We start from the raw sequence: 26,111 nt of genomic DNA on the forward strand, positions 1-26,111 counted from the left end.
ATACCGTCCATCGAGGCGGTATTTTTATATCAGCTACACAACTATCAGTCAGGGAATCGCTGTTCTTCATCCCTAATAACCTCGATCCTATAACCCTATATTCCAAACCCAAAAAAGGGCACATTATGTGCCCTTGAATTATGTTGTGTTCGCAAGTTTTTACTTGCTGTTATGATTTCTGTGGTTGCGGCTGAGGATGAAAACGAACAGCTTCATCTTCAGTTGCAGCTAATGGATCGTTAAAACGCTCAACATCCATCTCGCCTTCAGATTTAGCAACAATACAGGTTACGACGCTATCACCAGTAATGTTCACCGCAGTACGCACCATATCAAGTAGACGGTCAACGCCCATGATTAATGCGATACCTTCAACAGGTAGGCCAACTTGGTTAAGTACCATCGCTAGCATAATCAGACCAACGCCAGGAACACCCGCAGTACCGACTGACGCTAACGTTGCAGTTAGAATAACCATTAGGTAATCGGTCATGGTGAGGTCGATATTAAACGCCTGCGCAATAAATACCGTCGCCACACCTTGCATAATCGCAGTGCCGTCCATGTTAATGGTTGCACCTAGTGGAACAGTAAATGAGGCAATTTTATTGTTTACACCTAAACGCTTAGTGGCCGTTTCCATGGTGACAGGAATGGTTGCGTTTGATGACGCGGTTGAGAAAGCAAACATCACCGCATCTTCCATTTTCTTTAGGAAGGTAAGTGGGCTTAAACCAGTAAAGGCCTTTAGCATCACGCTGTAAGTGACTAATGCGTGTAGTAATAGTGCTGCTACCAATACTAAGAAGTAGTTAATTAAACTATAAATAGCGTCAAGGCCTAAGCCTGTAAATAGCTTAGCCATTAAGAAGAACACACCAAATGGTGCAATGTTCATTAATAATGCCACCAACTTCATGATCACTTCATTTAAATCAGCAAAGACGGCTGCTAGACGCTCTCCCGGTTTACCCGCAGCACTGATTGCGATACCAAATAATACCGCAAACACAATAATCTGTAGGGTATTACCACTTGCCATTGCACTGATTGGGTTGGTTGGGAACATGCCTACGATAACGCTACCTAGTGACGGTGCTTCTTTTGAGGCAAAGGTTGTCGCTGCACTTAAATCGGCACCTGTACCTGGCTGAAAGATATTTGCCATGGTTAATGCAAGCGTAATTGCTAAGGCCGTTGTTGTTAGATAAAACGCAAGGGTTTTACCGCCTAAACGACCCAATGTTGCTAAATCTTTTAATGAGCTAGTACCACAAACCAGTGATACAAAAACCAGAGGAACAACCAACATCTTTAAACTGGCAATAAAGATTTTACCACCGACATCAAACAGGCCATTTACGATATAGTCATGAATAAAAGCGATATCAGCAAAAAGGGAACGGATCATAAATCCTGTCAGAATACCTAGCACCATGCCGAGAATAACGCGGCTGGTGAGTGACATTTTTTTCTTTTCTGTGGTCATGAAAACTTATCCTTATGTTTATTCACCCTGTCCTTCGGTAATCAGAGTGCCTTCGGAGAGTAGCAGTTATTTGTCTGTTAACGCGAAGTAATAATTATTATTAATGTCTAAAATATGCGTTAACTCACAAATTTTATACTGATTTCATGTTTCGAATGGTGGTTTTTAACTGTATTTTAACAATTGTGACATTTTAAAATCATAAATCACAGGGTGGTTATTGTTTTTGCGAGGTATTATGTCGGAATTTTCGATAAATGGTGTTTTGGTAAATGTCTTTTTGTGAATATATTAATGAGGGTAATAACAACAAAGCCACGCATTTTTACCGTGGGTAAAATACGTGGCTTGTTTGTGTCTTTTATTCGCTGATGGGGTTATTTATTTTGCGACATTACCAGCAACATTCATAATATCCCAAGTTCGCGCAAAAGGGGGCGCATAAGCAAAATCCATCATGCCTAATTGCTCGGTAGTAGCGCCAAGACTGATTGCGACCGCAAGTGCATCAACGCGGTGTACTGCACCTTTATTACCAATTAATTGACCACCCAGTAATTGTTTATTATCAGCGCGGTAAACCAATTTTATATAAAGAGGTGATTGACCTTCACAGTAATTGGTGTGGCATTTATCACTGATATAAACCGTGCGGTAATCAATATTTGCTTGTTTAGCTTCGCGTTCAGAAAGCCCGGTACGACCAGCTTCTAAACCCAATACTTTGACACAACTGGTACCCAATGTACCGTCATAGCTGAGGTTTTTTCCTGCGATATTCTCACCAACTAAGCGACCCATTTTATTGGCACCTGTTGCCAGCGGAATATAAACCGGTTGTTGTAATTGCGCATGCCAAATAGTGGCACAATCACCTGCAGCCCAGATATTATCAATCGAGGTTTGACCTTGTTGATCAATCACAATTGCGCCATTTGCTAAACGTTCAATGCCAGTTGCAGCAATAAAATCAGTATTAGGTTTTACTCCAGTGCAGCAGATAACCATGTCAGTCGAGTAGATGGCTTGATCGGTTTTAATACTGGTAACACGATCGTCACCAATAATTTCACACACCGACTCTTTAAGGTGAATGCTAACTCCTGCTTGCTCAAGCTCTGGTTGAATATGTTGGCTAATTTCATTATCAAACGCATCTGGAATTAAACAGGCTGCACGTTCAATCAAACGTACTGTTTTACCTTGATGGATCATCGCTTCAGCAACTTCTAAACCAATAAAACCAGAACCAATAATAGTGACGTGTTGACAATGTGGATCAGCAAGGGCGGTTTTAATATTCAAACCATCTTGCATGCGACGTAAAGAATAAACCCCTTGCTTTTCAAGACCTACAATCGGTGGCAAAACTTCTTTGGCACCAGTGGCAATCATTAAGCGATCATAACCGACGGTGTGCATTTCTCCTTGATGGACTACAGTCAGTTGTTGTTGTTCGGTATTGAGCTCAGTAACACGATGTTGAGTCAGTACTGTAATGCCTTTTTCTGCAAATTGTTGCGGTGTAAATTCAGCCATAAAGTTATGATCAGAAAACTCATCACCAATGTAATAAGGCAATCCACAAGCGCCGAAAGAAATAACATCAGAAGCTTCATAAACAATAATTTCAGCGGTTGGATTTATGCGTTTTGCTTTTGCTGCGGCACTCATGCCAGCGGCTTCGCCGCCAATGATGATAATTTTCATACTATTATGTATTCCTAAAAAAGTAGTAAGGGAGGCAATCCACCTCCCTTAAAGTGGTATTTAATACGGTTTACGCTGTCGCTTCTTCACCATCAAGGTTAACAACGTCATCGCTGTTAAAGATGGTCATATCTGTTTCGCCCATTACTTTACTGGTAATGGTACCTGCAGTGATTGAACCTGATACGTTAAGAGCAGTACGGCCCATATCAATTAATGGTTCAATTGAGATTAATAGACCAGCAAGTGCGACTGGCATATCCATTGCCGATAGGACGATAAGTGCAGCAAATGTCGCACCACCACCGATACCCGCTACACCAAAAGAACTGACGGTAATAATGGCGACTAAAGTACATAGGAAGCCAATATCCATCGGGTTAATACCCACTGTTGGTGCAATCATCACTGCTAGCATGGCTGGGTAGATACCCGCACAGCCGTTTTGACCGATGGTTGAGCCAAAAGAAGCGGCAAAGTTAGCAATACCAGATGGAATACCTAAGCATTTTTCTTGTGTTTGCACGTTCATTGGAATTGAACCTGCGCTGGTGCGTGAAGTAAACGCAAATGCTAATACTGGAATAATTTTCTTAAGATGGCGTAGCGGGTTAATGCCTACCATAGCAACAAGTGCTAAGTGAATGATGAACATTAGAATTAATGCTGCGTATGAAGCAAAAACGAAGTTCGCAAGGTTGACGATATCAGTGTAGTTTGAGCCTGAAATCACCTTGGTCATTAGCGCTAGAACACCAAATGGTGTCAGGCGTAAAACTAAGGTTACCATACGCATTACAATCGTTTGAGCGACTTTAATGAAGCTTTCAAATTGAGCGAAAATCTCAGGCTTTTTCTTGGCAATACCAGTTGCAGATAGGCCAATAAAGATAGAGAAAATAACCACTGCGATAGTTGAAGTGCGGCGAGCACCAGTCATATCGAGGAATGGGTTTGCTGGAATAAACTCAATCATTAATTTAGCAAATGACATTGCTTCAACATTAGAAAGGGTTGATTCAAGACTCTTAGCACGTGCCATTTCAGCCGCACCAGAGGTTAATCCTTCAGCAGTAAGGCCAAACAATTGTGCCATTAAAATACCAACACAAGCAGCAATCATGGTGGTAACAATCAATACTCCAAGAGTTAAACTACTGATTTTACCTAATGATGTACCGCCATTGAGTTTCAAAATAGCTGAAATGATAGACACCATCACTAATGGAATAATGATCATTTGTAGTAGGCGAACATAACCAACGCCTACAATGTCAAAATATTCAATCGATGTTTTGATGACCTCAGAGCCTGCACCGTAAAAAACTTGTAGTGCAGCACCAAATGCGATACCTAAACCTAAGCCCGCAAATACACGTTTAGTAAAGCTATAGTGTTTGTTTTGCATATGATAAAGAAATGCAATCAAGCCAATAAATATGGCGAGGTTCGTTACAATACCTAAGGTCATCATGAATCCTTCATATCAAATAAAAAGAGGGTAATTTTTATCGTTCCAATATATTTAGAGTTAAATTTTGCTTCTTTAGTATTGCTTGGAAGCAAATTAACGTCATCAATGTAAGGGATATTGAGAACTGTAAAAACGATCAAGATCGCTAATTCTGAATATGAGATGAAGATTTAGATGTAAAATTTGAATTAGCAGCGGAGCTAGATCAATATTCAACAATTCATTAACAAGGTTTAATAAATTGATTTAATTTGATGTATTGTTGCGAAGATATATAAAAAAAAGACAAAAAAATACCGATAACAAGGTTATCGGTATTTCAAATTAAAATGTGGTGTAAATTACATTACACGCATACCTGGTTGAGCACCTTCATGCGGTTCAAGGATCCAGAGATCTTTACCACCAGGGCCCGCAGCAAGGATCATACCTTCTGACATACCAAATTTCATTTTACGTGGTTTGAGGTTAGCAACCATTACCGTTAATTTACCAACAAGTTCTTCTGGTGTGTAAGCTGACTTAATACCAGAGAATACTTGACGCATTTCACCACCGATATCCAATTGGAATTTTAGTAGTTTGTCTGCTTTTGGCACTGCTTCACAAGCCACAATTTTAGCGATACGCATATCAACTTTAGCAAAATCATCAAATTCGATTTCAGCTTCAATTGGCTCAGCTGTTAATGGGCTAGCAGGTTGAGCGGCTTCAAGTGCAGCTTTATCAGCGGCAGCTTCTGCTTTTGATGCTTCAACCATTGCAGTAACGTGCGCAGGATCGATACGGTTAAACAATGCCTTGAACTTTGTTACTTCATGGTTTGTTAACGGTGTTTCAATACCTTCCCAAGTTAACGTTTCGTTTAAGAAGCCTTCAGTACGCTCTGCAAGTTTTGGCATTACTGGTTTTAGGTAAGCCATTAACACGCGGAATAGGTTAATACCAACAGTACAGATTTCCTGTAGTTCTTGATCTTTACCTTCTTGTTTCGCAACAACCCAAGGTGCTTTTTCATCAACATACTGGTTAGCTTTATCAGCCAATGCCGTAATTTCGCGAATAGCGCGGCTGTATTCACGGCTTTCATAAAGATCGCCAATGCGTGCTGCTGCAGCAACAAATTCTGCGTAAAGTTCAGGCTCGGCAAACTTCTCAGATAACATGCCGTCAAAGCGCTTAGCAATAAAGCCTGCGTTACGTGATGCTAGGTTAACAATCTTGTTCACAACATCGCTGTTTACACGTTGAGTGAAATCTTCAAGATTAAGGTCTAGATCATCAATGCGGTTGTTTAGTTTAGCCGCGTAGTAGTAACGTAGGCATTCAGGATCAAGGTGGTTTAAGTAAGTACCTGCCTTAATGAATGTGCCTTTTGACTTCGACATTTTCGCGCCATTTACCGTTACGTAACCGTGTACGAAAACGTTATTTGGCTTACGGAAACCAGCGCCATCTAGCATGGCTGGCCAGAATAGGCTGTGGAAGTAAACAATGTCTTTACCGATAAAGTGGTAAAGCTCTGTTGAGCTGTCTTTGTTCCAGAACTCGTCAAAATCAAGATCATCGCGCTTATCACACAGGTTCTTAAATGAACCCATGTAGCCGATTGGTGCATCTAGCCATACGTAGAAGTATTTGCCAGGTTCGCCTGGGATCTCAAAACCGAAGTAAGGAGCATCACGAGAAATATCCCACTGTTGTAGGCCAGACTCGAACCACTCTTGCATCTTGTTAGCCGTTTCATCTTGAAGTGCGCCAGATTTAGTCCACGCTTTTAGCATGTCTTCAAACTGTGGCAAATCAAAGAAGAAGTGCTCAGAATCTTTCATGACAGGTGTTGCACCAGAAACTGCTGATTTTGGATTAATCAGATCTGTCGGGCTGTAAGTTTCACCACAGTTGTCACAGTTATCGCCGTATTGGTCTTCTGCTTTACACTTAGGGCAGGTACCTTTTACAAAGCGATCAGGTAAGAACATTTCTTTCTCAGGATCAAATAACTGAGAAATAGTACGGCTAGTAATAAAACCGTTGTCTTTTAACTGCGTGTAAACAAAAGAAGCAAGTTCACGGTTTTCAGGTGAATGTGTGCTGTGGTAATTACTAAAGTCAATATCGAAACCAGCGAAGTCAGCTTGGTGCTCTTTGCTTACTTCTGCAATCATTTGCTCAGGTTCCACACCCATCTGCTGGGCCTTAAGCATGATTGGCGTACCGTGTGCGTCATCTGCACAGATAAAATGAACTTCATTGCCACGCAGACGCTGATAGCGCACCCAAATATCCGCTTGAACATGTTCTAGCATGTGACCTAAGTGGATAGAACCGTTAGCGTACGGCAGGGCGCAGGTCACCAGAATTTTTCTTGGATTAGCAGCCATAATTACTTCTTTCGCTCATGATGGGTAAAAAAACATAGCTGCAAATACTACCTGATGGACAGCATATTGACTAGCATCGATACGGTTTTATCTGTTTTTGATCAGGGGAAATCGGGCGAGAAGGACACTTTGGTGGTAGCATTAAGCAAAAGAGGTAAATATTACCCGGCAGCATCAACGTTACTGGTTGTTTTGTATACTAATACTGTGACGTAGATGTTGCTAAATAAGCTATTACATTTATGTGGAGCGCTAATTTATGGCAACAACGACAAATCATTTCGACAGTGTTGGTGATATAAGCCAATGGCTGAATCAGTTTGAACACCCACTGCTTAGTGCGGAATGGGCTGATGTCCCTCACTTTGTTTCAGTTTCGGCTGCGGGCGTTATCATCATCACAATCCCATTTGCAGCCAACGAATTAGCTCAGCAGTTGCAGCAGTGGATTGCACAGCAACAGCAGCAAGGCATCGTCAATAGTGGCTTAAATTTTGATGTCCGTTGTCGAGTAGCACCACTTGCGGTTGTCGATAAACAGCCTCTTCGTGGTGTTAAAAATATAATTGTTGTGAGTTCAGCTAAAGGCGGTGTGGGTAAATCAACCACTTCAGTTAACCTTGCCTTGGGGTTACAGCAGCAAGGAGCCAAAGTTGGCCTATTAGACGCTGATATTTATGGCCCGTCAGTGCCGATGATGTTAGGCACAATCGATCAAAAACCACAATCGCCTGATGGCAAAATGATGGCACCGATTGAAGCACATGGTTTATATACCAACTCTGTCGGTTATTTAGTGCCTGCTGAAAGTGCCACTATTTGGCGTGGGCCAATGGCCTCAAAAGCACTTGCGCAAATTATCACCGAAACCTGGTGGCCTGATCTGGATTATTTAGTGATTGATATGCCACCAGGTACTGGTGATATTCAATTAACCTTGTCGCAGCAAATTCCCGTAACGGGGGCGATAGTGGTGACGACACCACAAGATCTCGCTTTAGCCGATGCAATTAAAGGTATCAGCATGTTCAATAAGGTTGATGTGCCTGTGCTAGGTATTGTTGAGAATATGAGTTACCACATTTGTAGTCATTGTGGTCATCAAGAGCATATTTTTGGTACTGGTGGTGCGGCAAAAATGGCGCAAGATTATGCGGTACCATTATTGGCCCAATTGCCATTAGATATCAAAATTCGTGAGGATATTGATAATGGTACGCCAACGGTGATTTCATCACCTGAATCAGAACAGGCTGCTGCATACGTTATGTTAGCTGCAAATATTGCTAGCCGATTATATTGGCAGGGTGAGGCAGTGGCTGAGCAGATTACTATTCGTACAATGTAGTTGTTGATTCAACAAAATTCGCTGAGATTATAATCAGATATGTCAGATGTCTCATTTTTACTGGTATCTGACATAGCAACTGCTTATAATCAGAGGGTTTAATTTATCCATATTCGCCTTGCTACGTGGTCTAATAGGTACTTTCTGATATGTCTGAAACTTCACACCAATGCGTTATTATCGGTATTGCAGGCGCTTCTGCTTCCGGTAAAAGTCTGATTGCCAGCACAGTTTATAAAGAGTTAAAAGCAAAAGTCGGCGATCATCAGATCGGTGTAATCACGGAAGATTGTTACTATAACGATCAAAGCCACTTAACAATGGAAGATCGTGTTAAAACTAACTACGACCATCCTAATGCGCTTGATCATAATTTATTGTGTGATCACCTTGAGCAGTTAATGAAAGGTGAAGCAGTAGAAGTACCACAATATAGCTACAGTGAGCATACTCGTTTACAAGAAAGCACGACAATGACACCGAAAAAAGTGATCATTTTAGAAGGCATTCTATTGTTAACGGATCCTCGCCTACGTGACATTATGCATGCTAGCGTATTTATGGATACGCCACTTGATATCTGTTTACTGCGTCGTTTACAACGTGATGTTGCAGAACGTGGCCGTACTATGGAGTCAGTGTTGGTGCAGTACCAAAAAACGGTACGTCCAATGTTTATGCAGTTTATTGAGCCATCAAAGCAATATGCGGATATTATCGTTCCGCGTGGTGGTAAGAACCGTATCGCAATCGATGTGTTAAAAGCACATATCGCTAAATTGCTGCGTTCGTAATAATTTAAAATGAATAAGGCTGACAATATGTCAGCCTTATTTTTATGGTTATGTTGTGGGAATACCCCGTTAACCGTTGCTAACCCATCATTAAAATTAACCATTATTGATGGGTTTTATTATATCACTCACATGTGCAGAGCACTGATAGGATAGAGTGCGTATTACGCAGGAGAGAGCTTAAATGAGACTGTGCGATAGAGATATCAGGGCTTACCTTGATGAAGGAAAAATCAGCATTGAACCACGACCAGCTGATGATTGTATTAGTGGTCTAACGATTGATGTTAGTCTTGGTAATAATTTCCGCGTCTTTAATGATCATGGTGCACCGTTTATTGATCTATCAGGTAAAAAAGAAGATGTTGCCGCTCAACTTGATAAAGTCATGAGTGATGAGATTGTGGTTGCGGAAAATGAAGCCTTTTTTCTTCATCCGGGTCAATTAGCATTAGCGGTTACCCATGAGTCAGTAACACTACCTGATAATATCGTTGGTTGGCTTGATGGACGTTCATCATTAGCACGTTTAGGCTTAATGGTGCATGTGACGGCTCACCGTATTGATCCTGGCTGGTCTGGACGCATTGTGCTTGAGTTTTATAATTCAGGTCGTTTACCTTTAGCACTGCGCCCACATATGCCAATTGGTGCGTTAAGCTTTGAGACTTTATCTGGCTCAGCAGAAAAACCGTATAATAAGCGTACTGATGCCAAATATAAAAATCAGCAAGGTGCAGTAGCCAGTCGTATTAATGAAGATGACAAGCAAAGTTAATCTTTTTAATCGCTAATAGGTGTATTCTCGCGTACACATTATTAAAGGCAGCCTTCGGGTTGCCTTTTGTTTAGCTATTACGCTTATGGTGAACTAATCTTGGAGTTAATGGTCTTAATAACATTGATTTTTAAGGTTAATCTTCAACAAATTATTTTTGCATAACGACCGATTCATTGTGGCGTTATATGCATAGCCGAGGGCACAATGAAAAAAATACTTTATATTCTACTCGGGCTGATTTTATTAGTCGTAATTGGCATTGGTGCACTGGTCACCTTTGTTAACCCTAATCAGTTTAAGCCATTGTTAACTGAACAAGTTAAAAAGATGACAGGGCGCGATTTGGTTATTAAAGGCGATATTAGTTGGCGTTTTTTCCCGACACTGGGTTTAAGTGTTGGTGAAACGGCATTTCGAAACCCAACCGGATTTGCACAGCCTAATTTAGTCCAATTTAAGCAAGCAGATTTATCTGTCTCTGTTTTACCTTTGCTGTCACAACAACTTGATATTGGTGATATGCGTTTAGAAGGGGCACATGTCTTTGTTCAAACCTTAAAAAATGGTGTGACTAACCTTGAGGGGTTAACTAACAAGAAAAACGCCGCAGACACTGCAGCCACAGAGCAAGCAGCAACAGATGAAGTTGGAGTAGATAATCAGCAAAGTGCTAAGACCTCGCACTGGAAAGTGGCCGTTGCAGGTATCGAGTTGGTTGATGCGAGCGCAGAAATTCGTAATGACCAAACTAAGACGGTAGCACAACTTAACCATGTTAATTTTACTCTTGGCAGTTTTGCGCCACAAACATGGACTAAAGCTACTTTTGATATTCAAGGTAAAGTGAATGCATTGTCTTTTACTGCCAAAGGTAGTACAGAACTCAATCTCGCCGCTAATTATGACAATGTTGAACTAAAAGCATTGACTGCTCAAATGAGCATGAATGACGGTAAGACTGAAATTAAACATGCGCAATTAGGATTAGATAAGTTTACGATCGGACAATGGTCTAATGTTACGTTTGCCGTTAACGGCCAAGTGCCTAATTTAAGCTTTGATACTCACGGTAGTGCTAAAGTAAAACTGTCGCCAGATCATAATATAGTCACGCTGCAAGGACTAAAAGTGACCAATGATTTAGCGGGGAGTGCCTTACCGCGTTCAACCATGAATGTGGTGGTTAATAGTGATGCTACTTATGATATTAACCAAAAATTAGCGTTAGTGAGCAAGATAGATATTAATGCTGATGGAACTAAGGTTGCGGGTTCAGGTTCATATTTAGCTGCGGCTATTCCTGATGTTCGTTTTGCATTATCAAGTGATAATATTGATGTTGATAGTTGGTTGCCAGCTAAAAAAACCACGACAGATACTGCAGAATCGGCCGCTGAAGTGGGGGATAGTGCAACTGTTGCAGTCGCTCATCAACCAGCAACGCTTGAACCTGATCTTAGTGCACTGAAAAACATTAATGTTGCGGGTATGATTGCTATCAAGCAATTAAAAATAGCCAATGCTGCGGTTGAGAATGTCAAAGTCGTTACGTCGATTAAAAAAGGTGTAGCAACGATTAATCGTTTTGAAGCGAACTTATATGACGGTAAGATCACCGGTAGTGCATCTGTTGATGTAAACAGTGCCTTGCCAAGCTATCATCTAAAAAATACCATTACCAATGTGGCTATTTTACCGTTATTAAAAGCGGTAGCGAATAATCAACAATTGGCTGGTAAGGCAAACATTACTGCAGATCTGAGTGGGCGTGGTTTATCTGAAGCGAATATTCGTCACAATATCGCAGGCTCTGTGAAAGTCAACATTGCTGATGGCACGGTATATGGGGTTAATATTTCTGATCTACTTCGTAATGCAAAGGCTAAACTAAAAGGCCAAGCCGATACGGGCACTGATACCACTAAGAAGACAGATTTCTCAGCGTTAACCACAACCTTACGCTTAGGTAATGGCATTGCATCAACGGATAATTTCCAGTTAACGTCACCTTTATTGGCGATTAATGGTCAAGGTAAAACGAATCTGGTTGATGAAGGTATTGATCTGATGATTAATACTAAGGTCGTTGCTAGTGGTAAAGGTCTCGATGAAATTAAAGGTATTAGTGTACCTATCCATGTTGGTGGTGATTGGCAGCAACCTAAATATCGATTGAATATTAAAGACTTATTTAAAAATAATGCGGTATTAGAGAGTAAAGCTAAGAAAGAGATCAACCGTGGCTTAGAAAAACTGTTTGGTGATAAAGCCAAAGATGACAACATTAAACATGCTGCAGATAAATTATTGAAAGGGCTATTTAATTAACCTTGAGTCTGTAGTGGTATCACTCACATAAAGTATGATAAAAAGGTTTGCTGTTATCGGCAAACCTTTTATTTTTAACTCTGTTATCAACCAAATCGCTGCCGTTTAGCGATTTGTTATTATCAATGGGTTGATTTTCATCCATTGTTAATATTGTTGAGTATTTTCATAACACATCATTAAAATTATGACTAACAAAACCACAACGACTGAAAAACCAACGATAATCTCCAAAGTAATAGCGGGATTAATTGTGGTGGGTAATACAATCAAAGCATTACCGCCGATAGACCATTTTATACGCGCTGCTGATCGATTTAATGATCGTTTGGGCAGTCAGTTTGGTGCAGCAATTACCTATTTTTCATTTTTATCATTAATACCCATTTTGATGGTGTTATTTGCTGCTGCGGGTTTTATCTTAGCGTCAAACCAAACATTGCTGACCAATATTATTGATAAAATTGTTGCAGGTGTTACAGATCCAAACTTGGCTAATACTCTTAAACAAATGGTACAAACAGCGATTAGCCAGCGTACAACAGTAGGTTTAAGTGGTCTAGCCATTGCCTTTTATTCCGGTATCAGTTGGATGGGTAACTTGCGTGAAGCCGTTCGTGCTCAAACTCGTGATGTTTGGGAGCGTAAACCCGAAGATAAAGAACATATTTTACTGCAATATTGTAAAGATCTGATTGGCTTAACTGGGTTAGTCGCGGCATTGATTTTTACAGTAGTGTTAACCTCTGTTGCAGGTTCCGCTCAAGCGACGATTGTTGATGCATTAGGGTTAGGCGGTATTACTTGGTTGCGCCCGGTATTAACATCTATAGCATTAACGATTTCAATTTTGGCCAACTATCTGATGTTTCTATGGATATTTTGGATGTTGCCTCGACGTCGCTTTAATCGTAAAACATTAATGCAAGGCACTTTATTAGCCGCGGTTGGTTTTGAAGCGATTAAATTTGCGATGACATTCCTATTGCCTAAATTAGCCAGCTCACCGTCGGGGGCGGCATTTGGCTCTATTATAGGTTTAATGGCTTTCTTCTATTTCTTCGCTCGATTAACGTTATTTTGTGCAGCATGGATAGCCACGGCAAAAGAAAACCGTCCCGGTTATGGTGTCGTTGCTGCTGATGACGATACAGACATAGATACCGATAAATAACGCTTAAATTAGTGCGATTAAACTCTAAAACTTTTGAAGGATAGCCAGTGAGCTATCCTTTTTTCGTGGTCTTTATTTGTATCAATTACGTTATAATAACGGGCTAGATAAAAGCAGTAGCAATGCAATTTGGTGTTTATTTGTGATGTATTGTAAGTCAACGTTATGATGATATTGCAACCAATAAGTTTAAGTTGGTTGTTTATTTGTTTTTGTTATGTTGCTTGAGTGGTGTTGTTAGGTGGCTAAGTTGTTTTATTGTGGGGGCGGTTTTTTGAGTGGCTTCTCAGTAGTGATACAAGACGATTATTGCTATTAAGTGACTTGATATTTATCAATATGACTTAGTGAGCTAACAGGCATTTTACTTCCTATGATAGGTATTTTGGAAACCAGAATACCGGTGGTATATAGGGAGATAAGTCATGTTGTATTTGGAATTTTTATTCCTGTTATTGGTATTGTATGCCGGTAGCCGTTTTGGTGGTATTGGATTAGGCGTTGTTTCAGGATTAGGGCTGTTGGTGGAAGTATTTATCTTCCGTATGCCGCCAACCTCACCACCGATCACTGTGATGCTGATCATTCTTGCGGTTGTAACCTGTGCCTCGATTTTAGAAGCGGCTGGTGGCCTCAAATACATGCTGCAAGTGGCTGAGCGTATATTACGTAGTAATCCGAAACGCGTTACTATCGTTGGTCCACTAGTGACTTACGTGATGACTTTTATGTTAGGAACCGGTCACGCAGTATATTCAATTATGCCTATCATTGGCGATGTTGCACTTAAAAATGGTATCCGTCCAGAGCGACCAATGGCTGCTTCATCGGTCGCCTCGCAACTGGCGATCACTGCAAGTCCTATTTCTGCTGCGGTGGTGTACTACCTCGCGCAATTATCAGGTCTTAATGAGTCTATTCATTTATTATCTATTTTAATGGTGACCATTCCGGCAACGTTAGGCGGAACCTTGTTGTTATCATTATATAGCTTACGTCGTGGTAAAGAGCTGGCTGATGATCCTGAATATCAACGTCGTTTGCAAGATCCCGTTTGGCGTGATCAAATTCTTCATACCACTAAAACCTCATTAAATGAGCAATTGCCACGTTCTGCAATGCACGCTGTGATGTTATTCGTAGTAGCGTTAGTCTCGATTGTTATTGTGGCAATGGTGCCAGAAATTCGCACTATTGGTGATGCCAAGCCAATTTCGATGTCATTAATTATTCAAATGATGATGCTGGGCTTTGGTGGCTTAATTTTGTTAGTGACCCGTACGAATGTGCAGAAAGTGCCTGAAGGGGTGGTGTTTAAATCGGGTATGGTAGCGGCAATTGCTATTTTTGGTATTGCTTGGATGAGTGATACGTATTTCCAATATGCGATGCCATCGTTTAAATCCGGCATTACCGAAATGGTACAAGGCTATCCGTGGACGTTTGCATTAGCGTTATTCACCGTGTCTGTGGTGGTTAACTCACAAGCAGCAACGGCACGAATGATGTTACCTGTTGGTTTGGCGATGGGATTAAGCCCAGCGTTGTTAATTGGTTTAATGCCTGCGACATACGGCTACTTTTTCATTCCTAATTATCCTTCAGATATTGCTACCGTCAACTTTGATGTAACAGGTACGACTAAAATTGGTAAGTGGTATTTTAACCATAGCTTTATGATGCCGGGTTTAATCGGTGTCGTTTCTGCTTGTTGTATCGGTTACGTGCTTGCTCAAATAATTATCTAACTGATTACTGATTGATAATAAAAAGGCACTTTGAGTGCCTTTTTTTAGTTGAACAGACTAAATGTAATTTAATTAATACTTTGATTGATAACCTTACTGTAATGCTCTATTGGTGGCATATTGTTGCTTTAATTTGTTTCAAGATGTTATGTTTTCTGTTTTATTATTTATTTAAGCTATTGTTATTTATCGTTTATTTTTATTAAAGTTAAATATTAACGTTTGCTTTTAATTAATGCCGTTGACTATCTTTTTTTTACACTCATAATACGCGCCGTTTATCCATGGCATCGAGCTTAATTTTAATGTTTGTATTAGATTGTGGTGGTAAAAATGGCGGCAGATAATAATTATAGTCTTGGTCCTGTGCCAATGACGGCCAGAAAAAGCGTAGTATCATTAACCATGGTGATGCTTGGATTAACGTTTTTTTCTGCCAGTATGTGGACTGGTGGAGCATTAGGTATTGGACTTTCTTTTGATGACTTCTTTGTTGCTGTAATTATCGGCAATCTTATTCTTGGTATTTATACTTCTTTTCTTGGTTACATCGGTGCTTCAACCGGTCTTTCAACACATCTTCTTGCTCGTTTCTCTTTTGGCGTTAAAGGCTCTTGGTTACCTTCGGCATTGCTGGGGGGGACACAAGTGGGCTGGTTTGGTGTTGGCGTAGCGATGTTTGCTATTCCAGTCCATAAAGCAACTGGTATTGATACCAATATATTAATCGTGGTATCGGGGTTATTGATGACAGTGACGGTCTATTTTGGCATGTCAGCGTTAATGATTTTATCAGCAGTTGCAGTGCCTGCGATTGCTTTATTAGGTGGATACTCTGTTTTTGATGCAATTGAGAGCATTGGTGGCATGAGTGTCATTAAAGCAGTAAAGCCTGAAGTGAGTATCGATTTCTCTGTTGCGGTAGCAATGGTTGTCGGCTCTTTTGTGAGTGCCGGAACCTTAACGGCTGACTTTGTTCGCTTTGGTAAAAAGCCGGCTAGTGCTGTGCTAGTGACGATGGTGGCATTTTTCATTGGTAATTCGCTGATGTTTATTTTTGGTGCAGCGGGGGCAGCGGCAACAGGCGAGGCGGATATTTCAGAAGTGATGATCGCACAAGGGCTATTGATTCCAGCAATTATTGTATTGGGGTTAAATATTTGGACCACTAACGACAACGCGCTCTATGCTTCCGGTTTAGGTTTTTCTAATATTACCGGCTTACCAAGTAAGTACATTTCGATGGTTAATGGTGTTATTGGAACGCTGTTTGCTTTGTGGTTATACAATAACTTCGTCGGTTGGTTAACCTTTCTTTCGTTAGCTATTCCACCTATTGGTGGCGTCATTATTGCGGACTTTATGGCAAATCGTAGCCGTTATAAAGATTTTGCAACGGCTGAATTTAAAAACGTCAATTGGGCAGGCATTATGGCGGTTGCTGTCGGTGTGGCTTGTGGACATTATTTACCAGGAGTTGTGCCAGTGAATGCCGTTTTAGGTGGTGCTGTGAGTTATTTAATTCTTAATCCTATTTTTAATAAAAAGCGCGTCGCTGACGTTCAGCCAGCGTAAGGACATATCATGACAACTTTATTGATTAAAAATGCCACTCTTCAAGGTCAATCAGGCTTAAAGCAGATGCTGATTGAGAATGGCCAATTTAAACGTATTGACAATAATGACGTTGATTTTGATTACCATGGTGAGATCCTTGATGCAGAAGGTGGATTAGCCGTTGCGCCTTTTTGTGAGCCTCATATTCACTTAGATACCACTCAAACCGCAGGTGAGCCAAGTTGGAATATTTCAGGTACCTTATTTGAAGGCATTGAACGCTGGGCTGAGCGTAAGCAAACATTATCGATTGAAGATGTAAAATCACGTGCAAAACAAACCCTAAAATGGCAAATAGCGAACGGCGTACAACATGTTCGTACCCATGTTGATGTCTCAGATCCAACCTTGGTGGCATTGAAAGCCATGGTTGAAGTTCGCGAAGAAATGAAGCAATGGGTTGATATTCAAATTGTTGCCTTTCCGCAAGAGGGTATTTTGTCATACCCAAATGGTAAGCAATTATTAGAGCAAGCAGTACAGTTGGGCGCTGATGTTATTGGGGCTATTCCTCATTTTGAATTTACCCGTGAGTATGGTGTTGAGTCACTACATTATGTGTTTGAATTAGCACGTAAATATGATTGTTTGATTGATGTTCACTGTGATGAGATTGACGATGAACAATCGCGCTTTGTTGAAACAGTGGCAGCATTAGCACATAAATATGACATGGGCGAGAAGGTTACAGCAAGCCATACCACAGCAATGGGATCCTATAATGGCGCTTATGCTTCACGTTTATTCCGTTTATTAAAAATGTCAGGGATTAACTTTGTTGCCAACCCGCTGGTTAATATTCATCTGCAAGGGCGTTTTGATGATTATCCTAAGCGTCGTGGTGTAACTCGCGTTAAAGAAATGCTAGCAGCTAATATTAATGTGTGTTTTGGTCACGATGATGTGTTTGATCCTTGGTATCCATTAGGAACAGCAAACATGCTGCAAGTTCTCCATATGGGGTTACACGTGTGCCAAGTGATGGGCTATGATCAAATTAACCAGTCACTAGACTTAATCAGCAACAACTCAGCACGAACACTGAATATTCAACATCGTTATGGTATTGAGCAAGGCAAGCCAGGCAGCTTATTAATTTTACCGGCTGAAAATGGTTTTGATGCTGTGCGTCGTCAAGTGCCAGTGCGCTACTCGATTCGTCATGGCAAGGTGATAGCCGTTACTCAACCCGCGATAACTGAAATTCATTTAAATGAAATAGAGCAAGTCTCATTTAAACGTTAATGATTATTAAGTTATAACGTTAAGGGCGAATCATGCGATTCGCCCTTTTTGATCGTAAGTGATGGTATTTAAAATTGATGATTAATCATCAGCTTGCTTTTTACCCGGCTCTTGTGGCTCTTCATAAGGCCAGTAGTGGTGACCAATACGGATCAATACCGTTGCCGCAGCAAGAATAAATGCTGCTAGTGACAGCCAAATAATAAAGGAGCCATCAAGCTCTTTCATACCGAGAGTAATATAACGGGCAATAGCCATTATGGCGATATAGAGCGGATACCGCACCGGAATCTTACCGTGGGCAACAAATTGCTGCACCATTGCCAAAATTTCGAGATAAATGAACATCAATAAAATGTCAGTTAACTGAATATTACGGTTAACGAACACATGAATAAATTCATTCACCATTGCGACAACAGTGGCTAAAGTAATCGCGGTTAATAGTATCGCTTCTAAAATATGGAACACCTTTAGAAAAGGTTTACTAAATGAGCGAGGTAAATGGGAAGGCATATTTTCTCCAGCGTTAGCGCTGTTTATATTTTTATCAAGCATGCTCTTTATTGTAAGAGATAATGCTTATTCTAATAGTGAAATTTTGTTAAATTTAACTATATGTGTGCTTATTGTTCGAATTGTGTTTTATTTAAACACGGTTGGTGGTGGTTGATCACCAATCAATACCTTTGCGAGCTTTTATACCTTGTTCAAAAGCATGTTTTACATTACGTACTTCAGAAACAGTGTCTGCAATTTCAATAAATTGGCGATGAGCAGCGCGGCCAGTAATGATAACGGTTTGTTGTGGTGGTCGTGCATTAATCGCTGCGATGATCTCAGCTAAATCAATGTAATCATAAGTCACCATGTAGGTGAGTTCATCAAGTAATACCACATCAAGTTTTTCATCGGCTAACATTGCTTTGCAATCAGCCCAAGTTGTTTGTGCTGCGAGTGTATCTGCGGTTTTATTTTGAGTTTCCCATGTAAAGCCTGTCGCCATCACTGAGAAAGTCACACCATGTTGTTGCAGTAGGTTCCGCTCACCACAATCCCAGGTGCCTTTAATAAATTGTCCTACTCCACATTGTTGTCCGTGGCCGATTGCGCGGGCGATCATACCAAAACCTGAGGTTGATTTACCTTTACCATTACCCGTAATAACCACTACCAGCCCTCGTTCTTGCTGGGCGGCATTGATTTTATTATCAACCTGCTGTTTAAGCCGTTGTTGACGAGCTTGATGGCGATCATCCTTGGTGGTTTTATCAACCATAATTTCCTCTCTAAAGCATTGTCGTATAAATAATATAGCGTACCAGTGATTATAAACGAAAGCCCGTGTAGTCATAGGACTGCGCGGGCTTTTTTATGCTATGGGCTTATTTTAAGTAAGCTAGTTGATAGCTTAACCTAGAACGTCAGTAGCAACTTTATAAGTTGGATCTTCAAGCATATTCACTTCGACCAGATTACCTGCTTTTTGCAATAGTCGGCGACATTCAGGACTTAGGTGGCGAATATGCAGAGTTTTATTACGGCTTGCATAACGTTCAGCGAGCGTATCAATTGCTTCTATGGCTGAGTGATCGGCAACACGAGAGTGAGCAAAATCAATAATCACAGTATTTGGATCATTACTCGCATCAAATAATTCTAAGAAATGGGAGACAGAGCCAAAGAATAGTGGGCCATTAATTTGGTAAACTTTAGCACCGTCGTTATCTGTGTGAGACGTCGCATAAATTTGTTTAGCGTGATTCCATGCAAAGACTAATGCTGAGTAAATAACTCCCACAAACACAGCCACAGCAAGATCGGCAGCCACAGTTACACAGGTAACAAGAATAATGGTGAAAAAGTCATGCTTAGGCACTTTACGGATCATACGTAAACTTGCCCATTCAAAGGTGCCGATAACAACCATGAACATTACACCAACCAGTGCTGCTAATGGAATCATCTCAATGAATGACGAGCCAAATAGAATAAACACTAATAAGCCAATAGCAGCTGTAATACCTGACAAGCGACCACGGCCACCAGAGTTAATGTTGATCATTGATTGGCCAATCATCGCACAGCCACCCATAGCACCAAACACTGAACAGGTGATGTTAGCCATACCTTGACCCACACATTCACGATTACCATGGCCACGTGTATTGGTCATTTCATCTATAACGGTCAGTGTTAGTAATGATTCTATTAAACCAACCGCAGCAAGGATCAGTGAGTAAGGCAAAATAATCTTAAGCGTTTCAAGATTAAAACCTACATTCGGTAGTGCAAATGTTGGTAGTGATCCTGCAAGAGTTGCATTTGCATCACCGCTCATGGTACGCACAAAATCAACCACTGTACGTGAATCAAGACCTAATACATGTACCAGTGCTGTGACGGTTAAAATGGCAACTAACGAAGAGGGTACCGCTTTAGTGAGCTTTGGTAAAATGTAGATGATAGCCATGGTTAACAGCACTAATCCCAGCATGATGTAAAGCTGAGTACCGTGCATCCATTCAAGGCCGCCAGTCAATGATGGTACTTTAAATTGACCAAGCTGAGCCAAGAAAATAACAATCGCTAAGCCGTTAACAAAACCGATCATTACCGGATGTGGGACCATGCGAATAAATTTACCGAGGCGGAATATACCCGCCAGAATTTGAAAAATACCCGCCAACATTACTGCGGCAAATAGATATTGAATGCCGTGTTGAGCGACAAGGCTGACCATTACGACGGCCATTGCCCCTGTTGCGCCCGAGATCATGCCAGGACGTCCGCCAAAGATGGCCGTAATTAACCCGACAATAAAGGCAGCGTATAGACCAACCATTGGGTCGACACCTGCGACAAAGGCAAAAGCAACAGCTTCTGGGACTAGAGCAAGCGCTACAGTTAATCCAGACAAGATGTCATTTTTGACTGATTGTTGTGAAACTTGAGGAAATTCAGACATATATTAGGCGTTCTTCTCTTCGCTAAAATGAATGGAGAATTAAAAAATATTGATTAACAGAATGTTACCGAAAGATTCACACAGCATCAACTTAAGCGGTTAGATGCAGTAAAAATGTGCCTTAAAGACATAAGAATGACATTAAGCAATCAAATTGTTAAAAATTATGGCTATTTTTGACTCAAAAAAGAGTAATAAAAAAGCCATGCAGGTGCATGGCTTTTTATTAGCAGTTTAAAATAACTTAGTCAAAAGATGGCTTAGTCATTGGTGCTGTTGCTGTATTAGTTGCAGTTTGGCTACCAGCAGAACGTGTGGCTGTTGCTGCACGTAATGGTGCTGCTTCAACTTTTACGTTTGTCACTGTTTCAGTTGGTGCTGGTGCTTTAGTCATTGCAGCTACGGCATGGAAACCACGTGGAGAGGTTGCTGTTACTGGCATCGCTTCAGTGACAATTTTAGTCATTGGTGCTGATGCTGTATTCGCAACAGGTGCTTCAACCACAGGTGCTTCAACAACAGGTGCTTCAACCACTGGCGCTTCAACCACAGGTGCTTCAACTACAGGTGTTTCAACTACTGGTGTTTCAACCACAGGCGCTTCAACTACTGGTGCTTCAACCACAGGTGCTTCAACTACTGGCGTTTCAACTACTGGCGCTTCAACTACTGGTGTTTCAACCACAGGTGCTTCAACTACTGGCGCTTCAACTACTGGTGTTTCAACCACAGGTGCTTCAACAACAGGCGCTTCAACCACAGGTGTTTCAACTACAGCTGCTGCACGTAATGGGAAAGCTTTACCCATTGCAAGTTCAGGCATCGCAACACCACCTAAAGTAGGCTGTGATACAACCTCTGGTAATGCTTGAGCGATTGCTGGCTGATGTGCTTGTTCAGTAACAACGTCTGGTTCTGCTACTGGCACTTCAATTGTTGGTTTAATGCGAGACCATACTTTGCCCATTGCCATTTCTGGTGTTGCTACACCTGATGTTGGACGTGGTGCTTTTGGTTTCTCAACAATCGAGACAACATTTACCATATCGCTAATAGTATCTGTTGCTTCAACAACAGCATGCTCAACCGCGTCGGCAACATTGTAGCAGCTTGGATCTTCGTGCTGCTCATAATCTTGCTTTTCAACACGCGTATCACGAATACGACGACGGCGTTGACCGCTTGCTCGTAAGTGGCGTGGTGAACGACGGTTACGACGTTGGTTGTTATCTTGCTCATTGTTTTCAGCTTGCTCATCAACCACAGGCTGATTTTGCGTTGTTGATTGAGCTTCTTTCGCGATCGTTGTACCCATCTTCATTAATGGCGATGGTGTCGTAAGTGCTGTAATAGCATTTGTTTCAACAACAGCTTGCTCTGCAACAGTCGTTTCTAGGTTGTTATCAGTGATACGGATTTTTTTCTGTAACTGACGACGTTGACGACGTTGTTTTGCTTTAACGTTTTTCTCTTCAGCTTCAACAGTGTTATTTGTTTTCGCTTTTACTTCTTCTGATTGTTGGCGTTGTTGCTTCTGCGCTTGAATCTCTTCTTTACGAGATTGGCGTTGCTGCTCTTTCGCTTCTTCAGAACGAGGTTGACGTTGTTGTTTCGCTGGACGTTCTTGAGATTGACGGTTTTTGTCCGTGCGCTCATTACGATCATTGCGACGACGAGGCTGACGCTGCTCGTTATTGCGTTCTTGCTGTTCAGCGTTGTTGTCTTGAGCACTCTCGTGGTTGTTATTACGGCGAGAGTTATCGCGATTACCTTGGCGGTCATTACGACGATTATCAGGACGACGGTTATTGTTGTTACGACGATTATTGGTGTTAGTTTGCTCTTTTACTGGTGCTTCAGGTTCTTGCTTAACAGCAACTGGTTGTTCAGTTTTGTTATTGAAGAAAGATGAAATAGCAGCAAAAATACGGCTAAAGATACTTGGCGCTTGAGCAATAATCGCTTGTGGTTTAGCAACAGCTTGTACTTCTGATGCCGCAGCCACTGGAGCAGGTTGTTTTGGTGCTGCAAAACCGTGTAGAACGGGTTCTTCACGCTTTTTAGCTGTACGCTCTTGTTGTGGTGACTCAGTCGTGTCAGCTTCTTTTAGTGCTTCAATAGTACTAGGAAGGTGGTACGAAAGTGTATCTTGCTCTTCACCCTCACGAATACGTAACACTTCAAAGTGTGGCGTTTCCATGTCAGCATTTGGCACAATAACAACACGAACATTATGGTACTTTTCAATGTGCTGTACAGCAGGGCGTTTTTCGTTGAGTAAGTAAGAGGCAACAGGCACAGGTACAATAGCAACCACTTGTGAACTGTTATCTTTTAATGCTTCTTCTTCGATTAAACGTAAAATTGAAAGTGACAATGATTCATTATCACGCACAACACCTGTACCTGTACAACGAGGACAGACATGATGGCTTGCTTCTGCTAAAGAAGGGCTTAAACGTTGACGAGACATTTCAAGCAAACCAAAGCGAGATATGCGTCCAATTTGTACGCGAGCACGGTCAACACGAACCGCTTCACGTAAACGGTTTTCTACTTCACGTTGGTGACGAACAGGCGTCATATCGATGAAATCAATAACGACTAGACCACCAAGATCGCGAAGACGTAATTGACGTGCAATTTCATCTGCTGCTTCTAAGTTAGTTTGTAGTGCTGTTTCTTCAATATCACCACCTTTTGTTGCACGCGCTGAGTTGATATCAATAGAAGTCAGTGCTTCGGTTGGATCAATAACAACAGAGCCACCTGAAGGTAAACGAACTTCACGCTGGAACGCAGAGTCAATTTGGCTTTCAATTTGGTAGTGGCTAAATAGCGGTACTTCGCCTTCATAACGCTTAATACGCGATAGGAAGTCTGGGCGAATTAGCTTGATATGGTCACGTGCGCGATCAAATACTTGTGGGCTATCGATAAGAATCTCACCGATATCACGACGAAGATAATCACGAATAGCACGTGCAATAACATTACTTTCTTGGTGAATCAAAAATGGAGCAGCTTGAGATTCAGCGGCTTCTTTCACTGCACTCCAGTGATTAAGTAGCACATTTAAATCCCACTCAAGTTCTTCACCTGATTTACCAACACCAGCAGTACGCACAATTAGACCCATACCGTGAGGCAATTCTAATGTGCTTAATGCAGCTTTAAGTTGTGTACGCTCTTCACCTTCGATACGACGAGAAATACCGCCAGCACGAGGGTTATTAGGCATTAGTACAAGGTAGCTACCTGCTAATGAAATAAAGGTTGTTAGTGCGGCACCTTTGTTGCCACGCTCTTCTTTATCAACTTGAACGATAACTTCTTGGCCTTCTTTCAAGACTTCCTTAATGTTAGGACGACCTTGGTAAGAATAGTTTGACGGGAAGTAATCTTTAGCAACTTCTTTTAATGGGAGGAAGCCATGGCGTTCTGCACCGTAATCAACGAACGCAGCTTCCAGGCTTGGTTCGATACGAGTGATGCGGCCTTTGTAGATATTTGCTTTTTTAGATTCGTGACCTGGGCTTTCGATATCAAGATCAAATAGCTTTTGGCCATCAACTAATGCGACGCGCAACTCTTCCTTTTGAGTCGCGTTAATCAACATTCTTTTCATTATATTGTACTCATTATTGTTGTTGTATTAGCGCCGCTAATCACATCAAATTTTTGATGGTGCCTGACTCCAAGTCTGATGTACGGGTGCAACCTCACGGTTGGAATGCAGGAGTGCTCTATGGCCACACGTATTAGCCAACTGTGTCGAGATGGTTAGATCTGAAATACACAGCTGGTATCACCACATCGAGGTGTGGTTGTATCTGTTACATCAAAAAAATCTGTAATCTGACGGGCTAAAAAAAACTCCGGTAACCATAACGTCTTACGCCACGTGCTGCGTTTATCACCTGAGTTGTATATAAAATAGCCGAAATGATGAGAGTATGCTCACCTTGTCAGTAAAATAAGCAATAAAACTTATTCTAGAATGCAATCATAGCAGGCTCACTTTTTTGCGGCAATCTGCTTTATTTGCATGGTACAATCAAACTTATGACAGAAGATAAACCTAAAGTGCAATTCATCGATATTAGCGATGATTTTGCTGGCCAACGGATCGATAATTTTCTCCGTGCTAGGCTTAAAAATGTACCAAAAAGTATGATTTACCGTATTTTGCGTAAAGGCGAGGTGCGAGTAAACAAAAAACGTATTAAACCTGAATATAAATTGCAGGATGGTGATCTCGTACGTGTCCCGCCGGTTTTTGTTCCAGAGAAAGATGAGCAAGCACCGATCAGTACTAAGCTTAATAAAGTGGCTGAACTTGAATCATGCATTATTTATGAAGATGATCATGTATTGATTTTAAATAAGCCATCAGGCACTGCTGTTCATGGCGGCAGTGGTTTGAAGTTTGGTGCGATTGAAGCGTTACGTGCATTACGTCCTGATGCGCGATATCTTGAGTTAGTACATCGTATTGACCGTGATACATCGGGCATCTTGTTAGTTGCAAAGAAGCGTTCTGCGTTACGTAAACTGCAAGAACAATTTAGAGAAAAAACGGTTCAGAAATATTATTTTGCCTTAGTGATGGGGGAATGGAAGGCAAACTGTAAGCGAGTCACTGCACCGTTATTGAAAAATGAAGTCAACAGCATTGTGCGTGTTAACCCACAAGGTAAGGCTTCTGATACACGTTTTAAAGTGCTTGAGCGTTTTGCACAGGCTACTTTAGTGCAAGCGAGTCCTGTGACCGGTCGTACTCACCAGATTCGTGTTCATTGCCAATATGAAGGCCATCCTATAGCTTGGGATGATCGTTATGGCGATCCACGTTTTGATGCTTACACGAAAAAAGCAGGCTTAGGACGATTATTCCTGCACGCTGCAAATATTAGATTTACCCATCCAAATACGGATGAGTTAATGGATATTAGTGCGCCAATGGAGCCGGTGTTAGAACGCTGTTTGGCTAAGTTACGCACATTTTAACCGTTTCAATGTGTCAGTGCATTTTAAAACGGGATAGAACA

General features: G+C 41.3%; 17 protein-coding genes. 9 read left to right on the forward strand and 8 right to left on the reverse strand.

Features of this window, described 5'->3' with window-relative positions:
• Nucleotides 1-169: 169 nt before the first annotated feature.
• The 4 genes from PMAL9190_RS10750 to metG all read right to left on the reverse strand — a co-directional run bounded on the left by PMAL9190_RS10750 (nucleotide 170) and on the right by metG (nucleotide 7,057).
• Nucleotides 170-1,489: a dicarboxylate/amino acid:cation symporter gene (locus tag PMAL9190_RS10750; RefSeq protein ID WP_087845191.1), complete on the reverse strand. Its 1,320-nt coding sequence runs from the start codon at nucleotides 1,487-1,489 to the stop codon at nucleotides 170-172.
• A gap of 381 nt (nucleotides 1,490-1,870) precedes the next feature.
• Nucleotides 1,871-3,199, reverse strand: a complete 1,329-nt coding sequence (locus PMAL9190_RS10755; protein WP_087845192.1) for a CoA-disulfide reductase — start codon at nucleotides 3,197-3,199, stop codon at nucleotides 1,871-1,873.
• Nucleotides 3,200-3,269: 70 nt separating this feature from the next.
• On the reverse strand, nucleotides 3,270-4,670 hold the full coding sequence (locus PMAL9190_RS10760; protein ID WP_087845193.1) for an L-cystine transporter: 1,401 nt from the start codon (nucleotides 4,668-4,670) through the stop codon (nucleotides 3,270-3,272).
• A 344-nt stretch (nucleotides 4,671-5,014) separates the two neighbouring features.
• The gene (gene metG / locus PMAL9190_RS10765; RefSeq protein WP_087845194.1) at nucleotides 5,015-7,057 is read right to left on the reverse strand and encodes a methionine--tRNA ligase; all 2,043 of its coding nucleotides are present in this window, start codon (nucleotides 7,055-7,057) and stop codon (nucleotides 5,015-5,017) included.
• Nucleotides 7,058-7,316: 259 nt separating this feature from the next.
• On the opposite strand from metG, the gene apbC reads away from it, so the two are divergent.
• From apbC to PMAL9190_RS10805, 8 genes are all read left to right on the forward strand, one after another.
• Nucleotides 7,317-8,405 carry an iron-sulfur cluster carrier protein ApbC gene (apbC, locus tag PMAL9190_RS10770; RefSeq protein ID WP_087845195.1) on the forward strand — a complete coding sequence of 363 codons (1,089 nt, stop codon included), beginning with the start codon at nucleotides 7,317-7,319 and terminating at the stop codon, nucleotides 8,403-8,405.
• A gap of 149 nt (nucleotides 8,406-8,554) precedes the next feature.
• Nucleotides 8,555-9,199 (forward strand): uridine kinase, encoded by a 645-nt coding sequence (udk, locus tag PMAL9190_RS10775; RefSeq protein ID WP_065168203.1) that lies wholly within the window; start codon nucleotides 8,555-8,557, stop codon nucleotides 9,197-9,199.
• Nucleotides 9,200-9,383: 184 nt separating this feature from the next.
• Nucleotides 9,384-9,977: a dCTP deaminase gene (dcd, locus tag PMAL9190_RS10780; RefSeq protein ID WP_065168204.1), complete on the forward strand. Its 594-nt coding sequence runs from the start codon at nucleotides 9,384-9,386 to the stop codon at nucleotides 9,975-9,977.
• A 207-nt stretch (nucleotides 9,978-10,184) separates the two neighbouring features.
• On the forward strand, nucleotides 10,185-12,308 hold the full coding sequence (locus tag PMAL9190_RS10785; protein ID WP_087845196.1) for an AsmA family protein: 2,124 nt from the start codon (nucleotides 10,185-10,187) through the stop codon (nucleotides 12,306-12,308).
• 187 nt (nucleotides 12,309-12,495) lie between these two features.
• Nucleotides 12,496-13,482, forward strand: a complete 987-nt coding sequence (gene yhjD / locus PMAL9190_RS10790) for an inner membrane protein YhjD (RefSeq protein WP_087845197.1) — start codon at nucleotides 12,496-12,498, stop codon at nucleotides 13,480-13,482.
• A 425-nt stretch (nucleotides 13,483-13,907) separates the two neighbouring features.
• Nucleotides 13,908-15,230: an anaerobic C4-dicarboxylate transporter gene (locus PMAL9190_RS10795; protein WP_087845198.1), complete on the forward strand. Its 1,323-nt coding sequence runs from the start codon at nucleotides 13,908-13,910 to the stop codon at nucleotides 15,228-15,230.
• Between the two features lie 333 nt (nucleotides 15,231-15,563).
• The gene (codB, locus tag PMAL9190_RS10800) at nucleotides 15,564-16,805 is read left to right on the forward strand and encodes a cytosine permease (RefSeq protein ID WP_087845199.1); all 1,242 of its coding nucleotides are present in this window, start codon (nucleotides 15,564-15,566) and stop codon (nucleotides 16,803-16,805) included.
• Nucleotides 16,806-16,814: 9 nt separating this feature from the next.
• On the forward strand, nucleotides 16,815-18,092 hold the full coding sequence (locus tag PMAL9190_RS10805) for a cytosine deaminase (protein WP_087845200.1): 1,278 nt from the start codon (nucleotides 16,815-16,817) through the stop codon (nucleotides 18,090-18,092).
• An 81-nt stretch (nucleotides 18,093-18,173) separates the two neighbouring features.
• On the opposite strand, the gene PMAL9190_RS10810 is transcribed toward PMAL9190_RS10805, so the two are convergent.
• From PMAL9190_RS10810 to rne, 4 genes are all read right to left on the reverse strand, one after another.
• Complete coding sequence (locus PMAL9190_RS10810; protein WP_065168210.1) at nucleotides 18,174-18,608, reverse strand: phosphate-starvation-inducible protein PsiE; 435 nt, start codon at nucleotides 18,606-18,608, stop codon at nucleotides 18,174-18,176.
• A 157-nt stretch (nucleotides 18,609-18,765) separates the two neighbouring features.
• On the reverse strand, nucleotides 18,766-19,371 hold the full coding sequence (gene cobO / locus PMAL9190_RS10815; RefSeq protein WP_087845201.1) for a cob(I)yrinic acid a,c-diamide adenosyltransferase: 606 nt from the start codon (nucleotides 19,369-19,371) through the stop codon (nucleotides 18,766-18,768).
• A gap of 132 nt (nucleotides 19,372-19,503) precedes the next feature.
• Entirely contained in the window at nucleotides 19,504-21,060 is a 1,557-nt protein-coding gene (locus tag PMAL9190_RS10820; protein WP_087845202.1) for a SulP family inorganic anion transporter, read from the reverse strand.
• Nucleotides 21,061-21,304: 244 nt separating this feature from the next.
• Entirely contained in the window at nucleotides 21,305-24,688 is a 3,384-nt protein-coding gene (rne, locus tag PMAL9190_RS10825) for a ribonuclease E (RefSeq protein ID WP_087845203.1), read from the reverse strand.
• Nucleotides 24,689-25,125: 437 nt separating this feature from the next.
• On the opposite strand from rne, the gene rluC reads away from it, so the two are divergent.
• Nucleotides 25,126-26,070 (forward strand): 23S rRNA pseudouridine(955/2504/2580) synthase RluC, encoded by a 945-nt coding sequence (rluC, locus tag PMAL9190_RS10830; protein ID WP_087845204.1) that lies wholly within the window; start codon nucleotides 25,126-25,128, stop codon nucleotides 26,068-26,070.
• The last annotated feature ends 41 nt before the right edge of the window (nucleotides 26,071-26,111 follow it).

The organism is Photobacterium malacitanum, from assembly GCF_900185615.1.
Lineage (GTDB): Bacteria > Pseudomonadota > Gammaproteobacteria > Enterobacterales > Vibrionaceae > Photobacterium > Photobacterium malacitanum.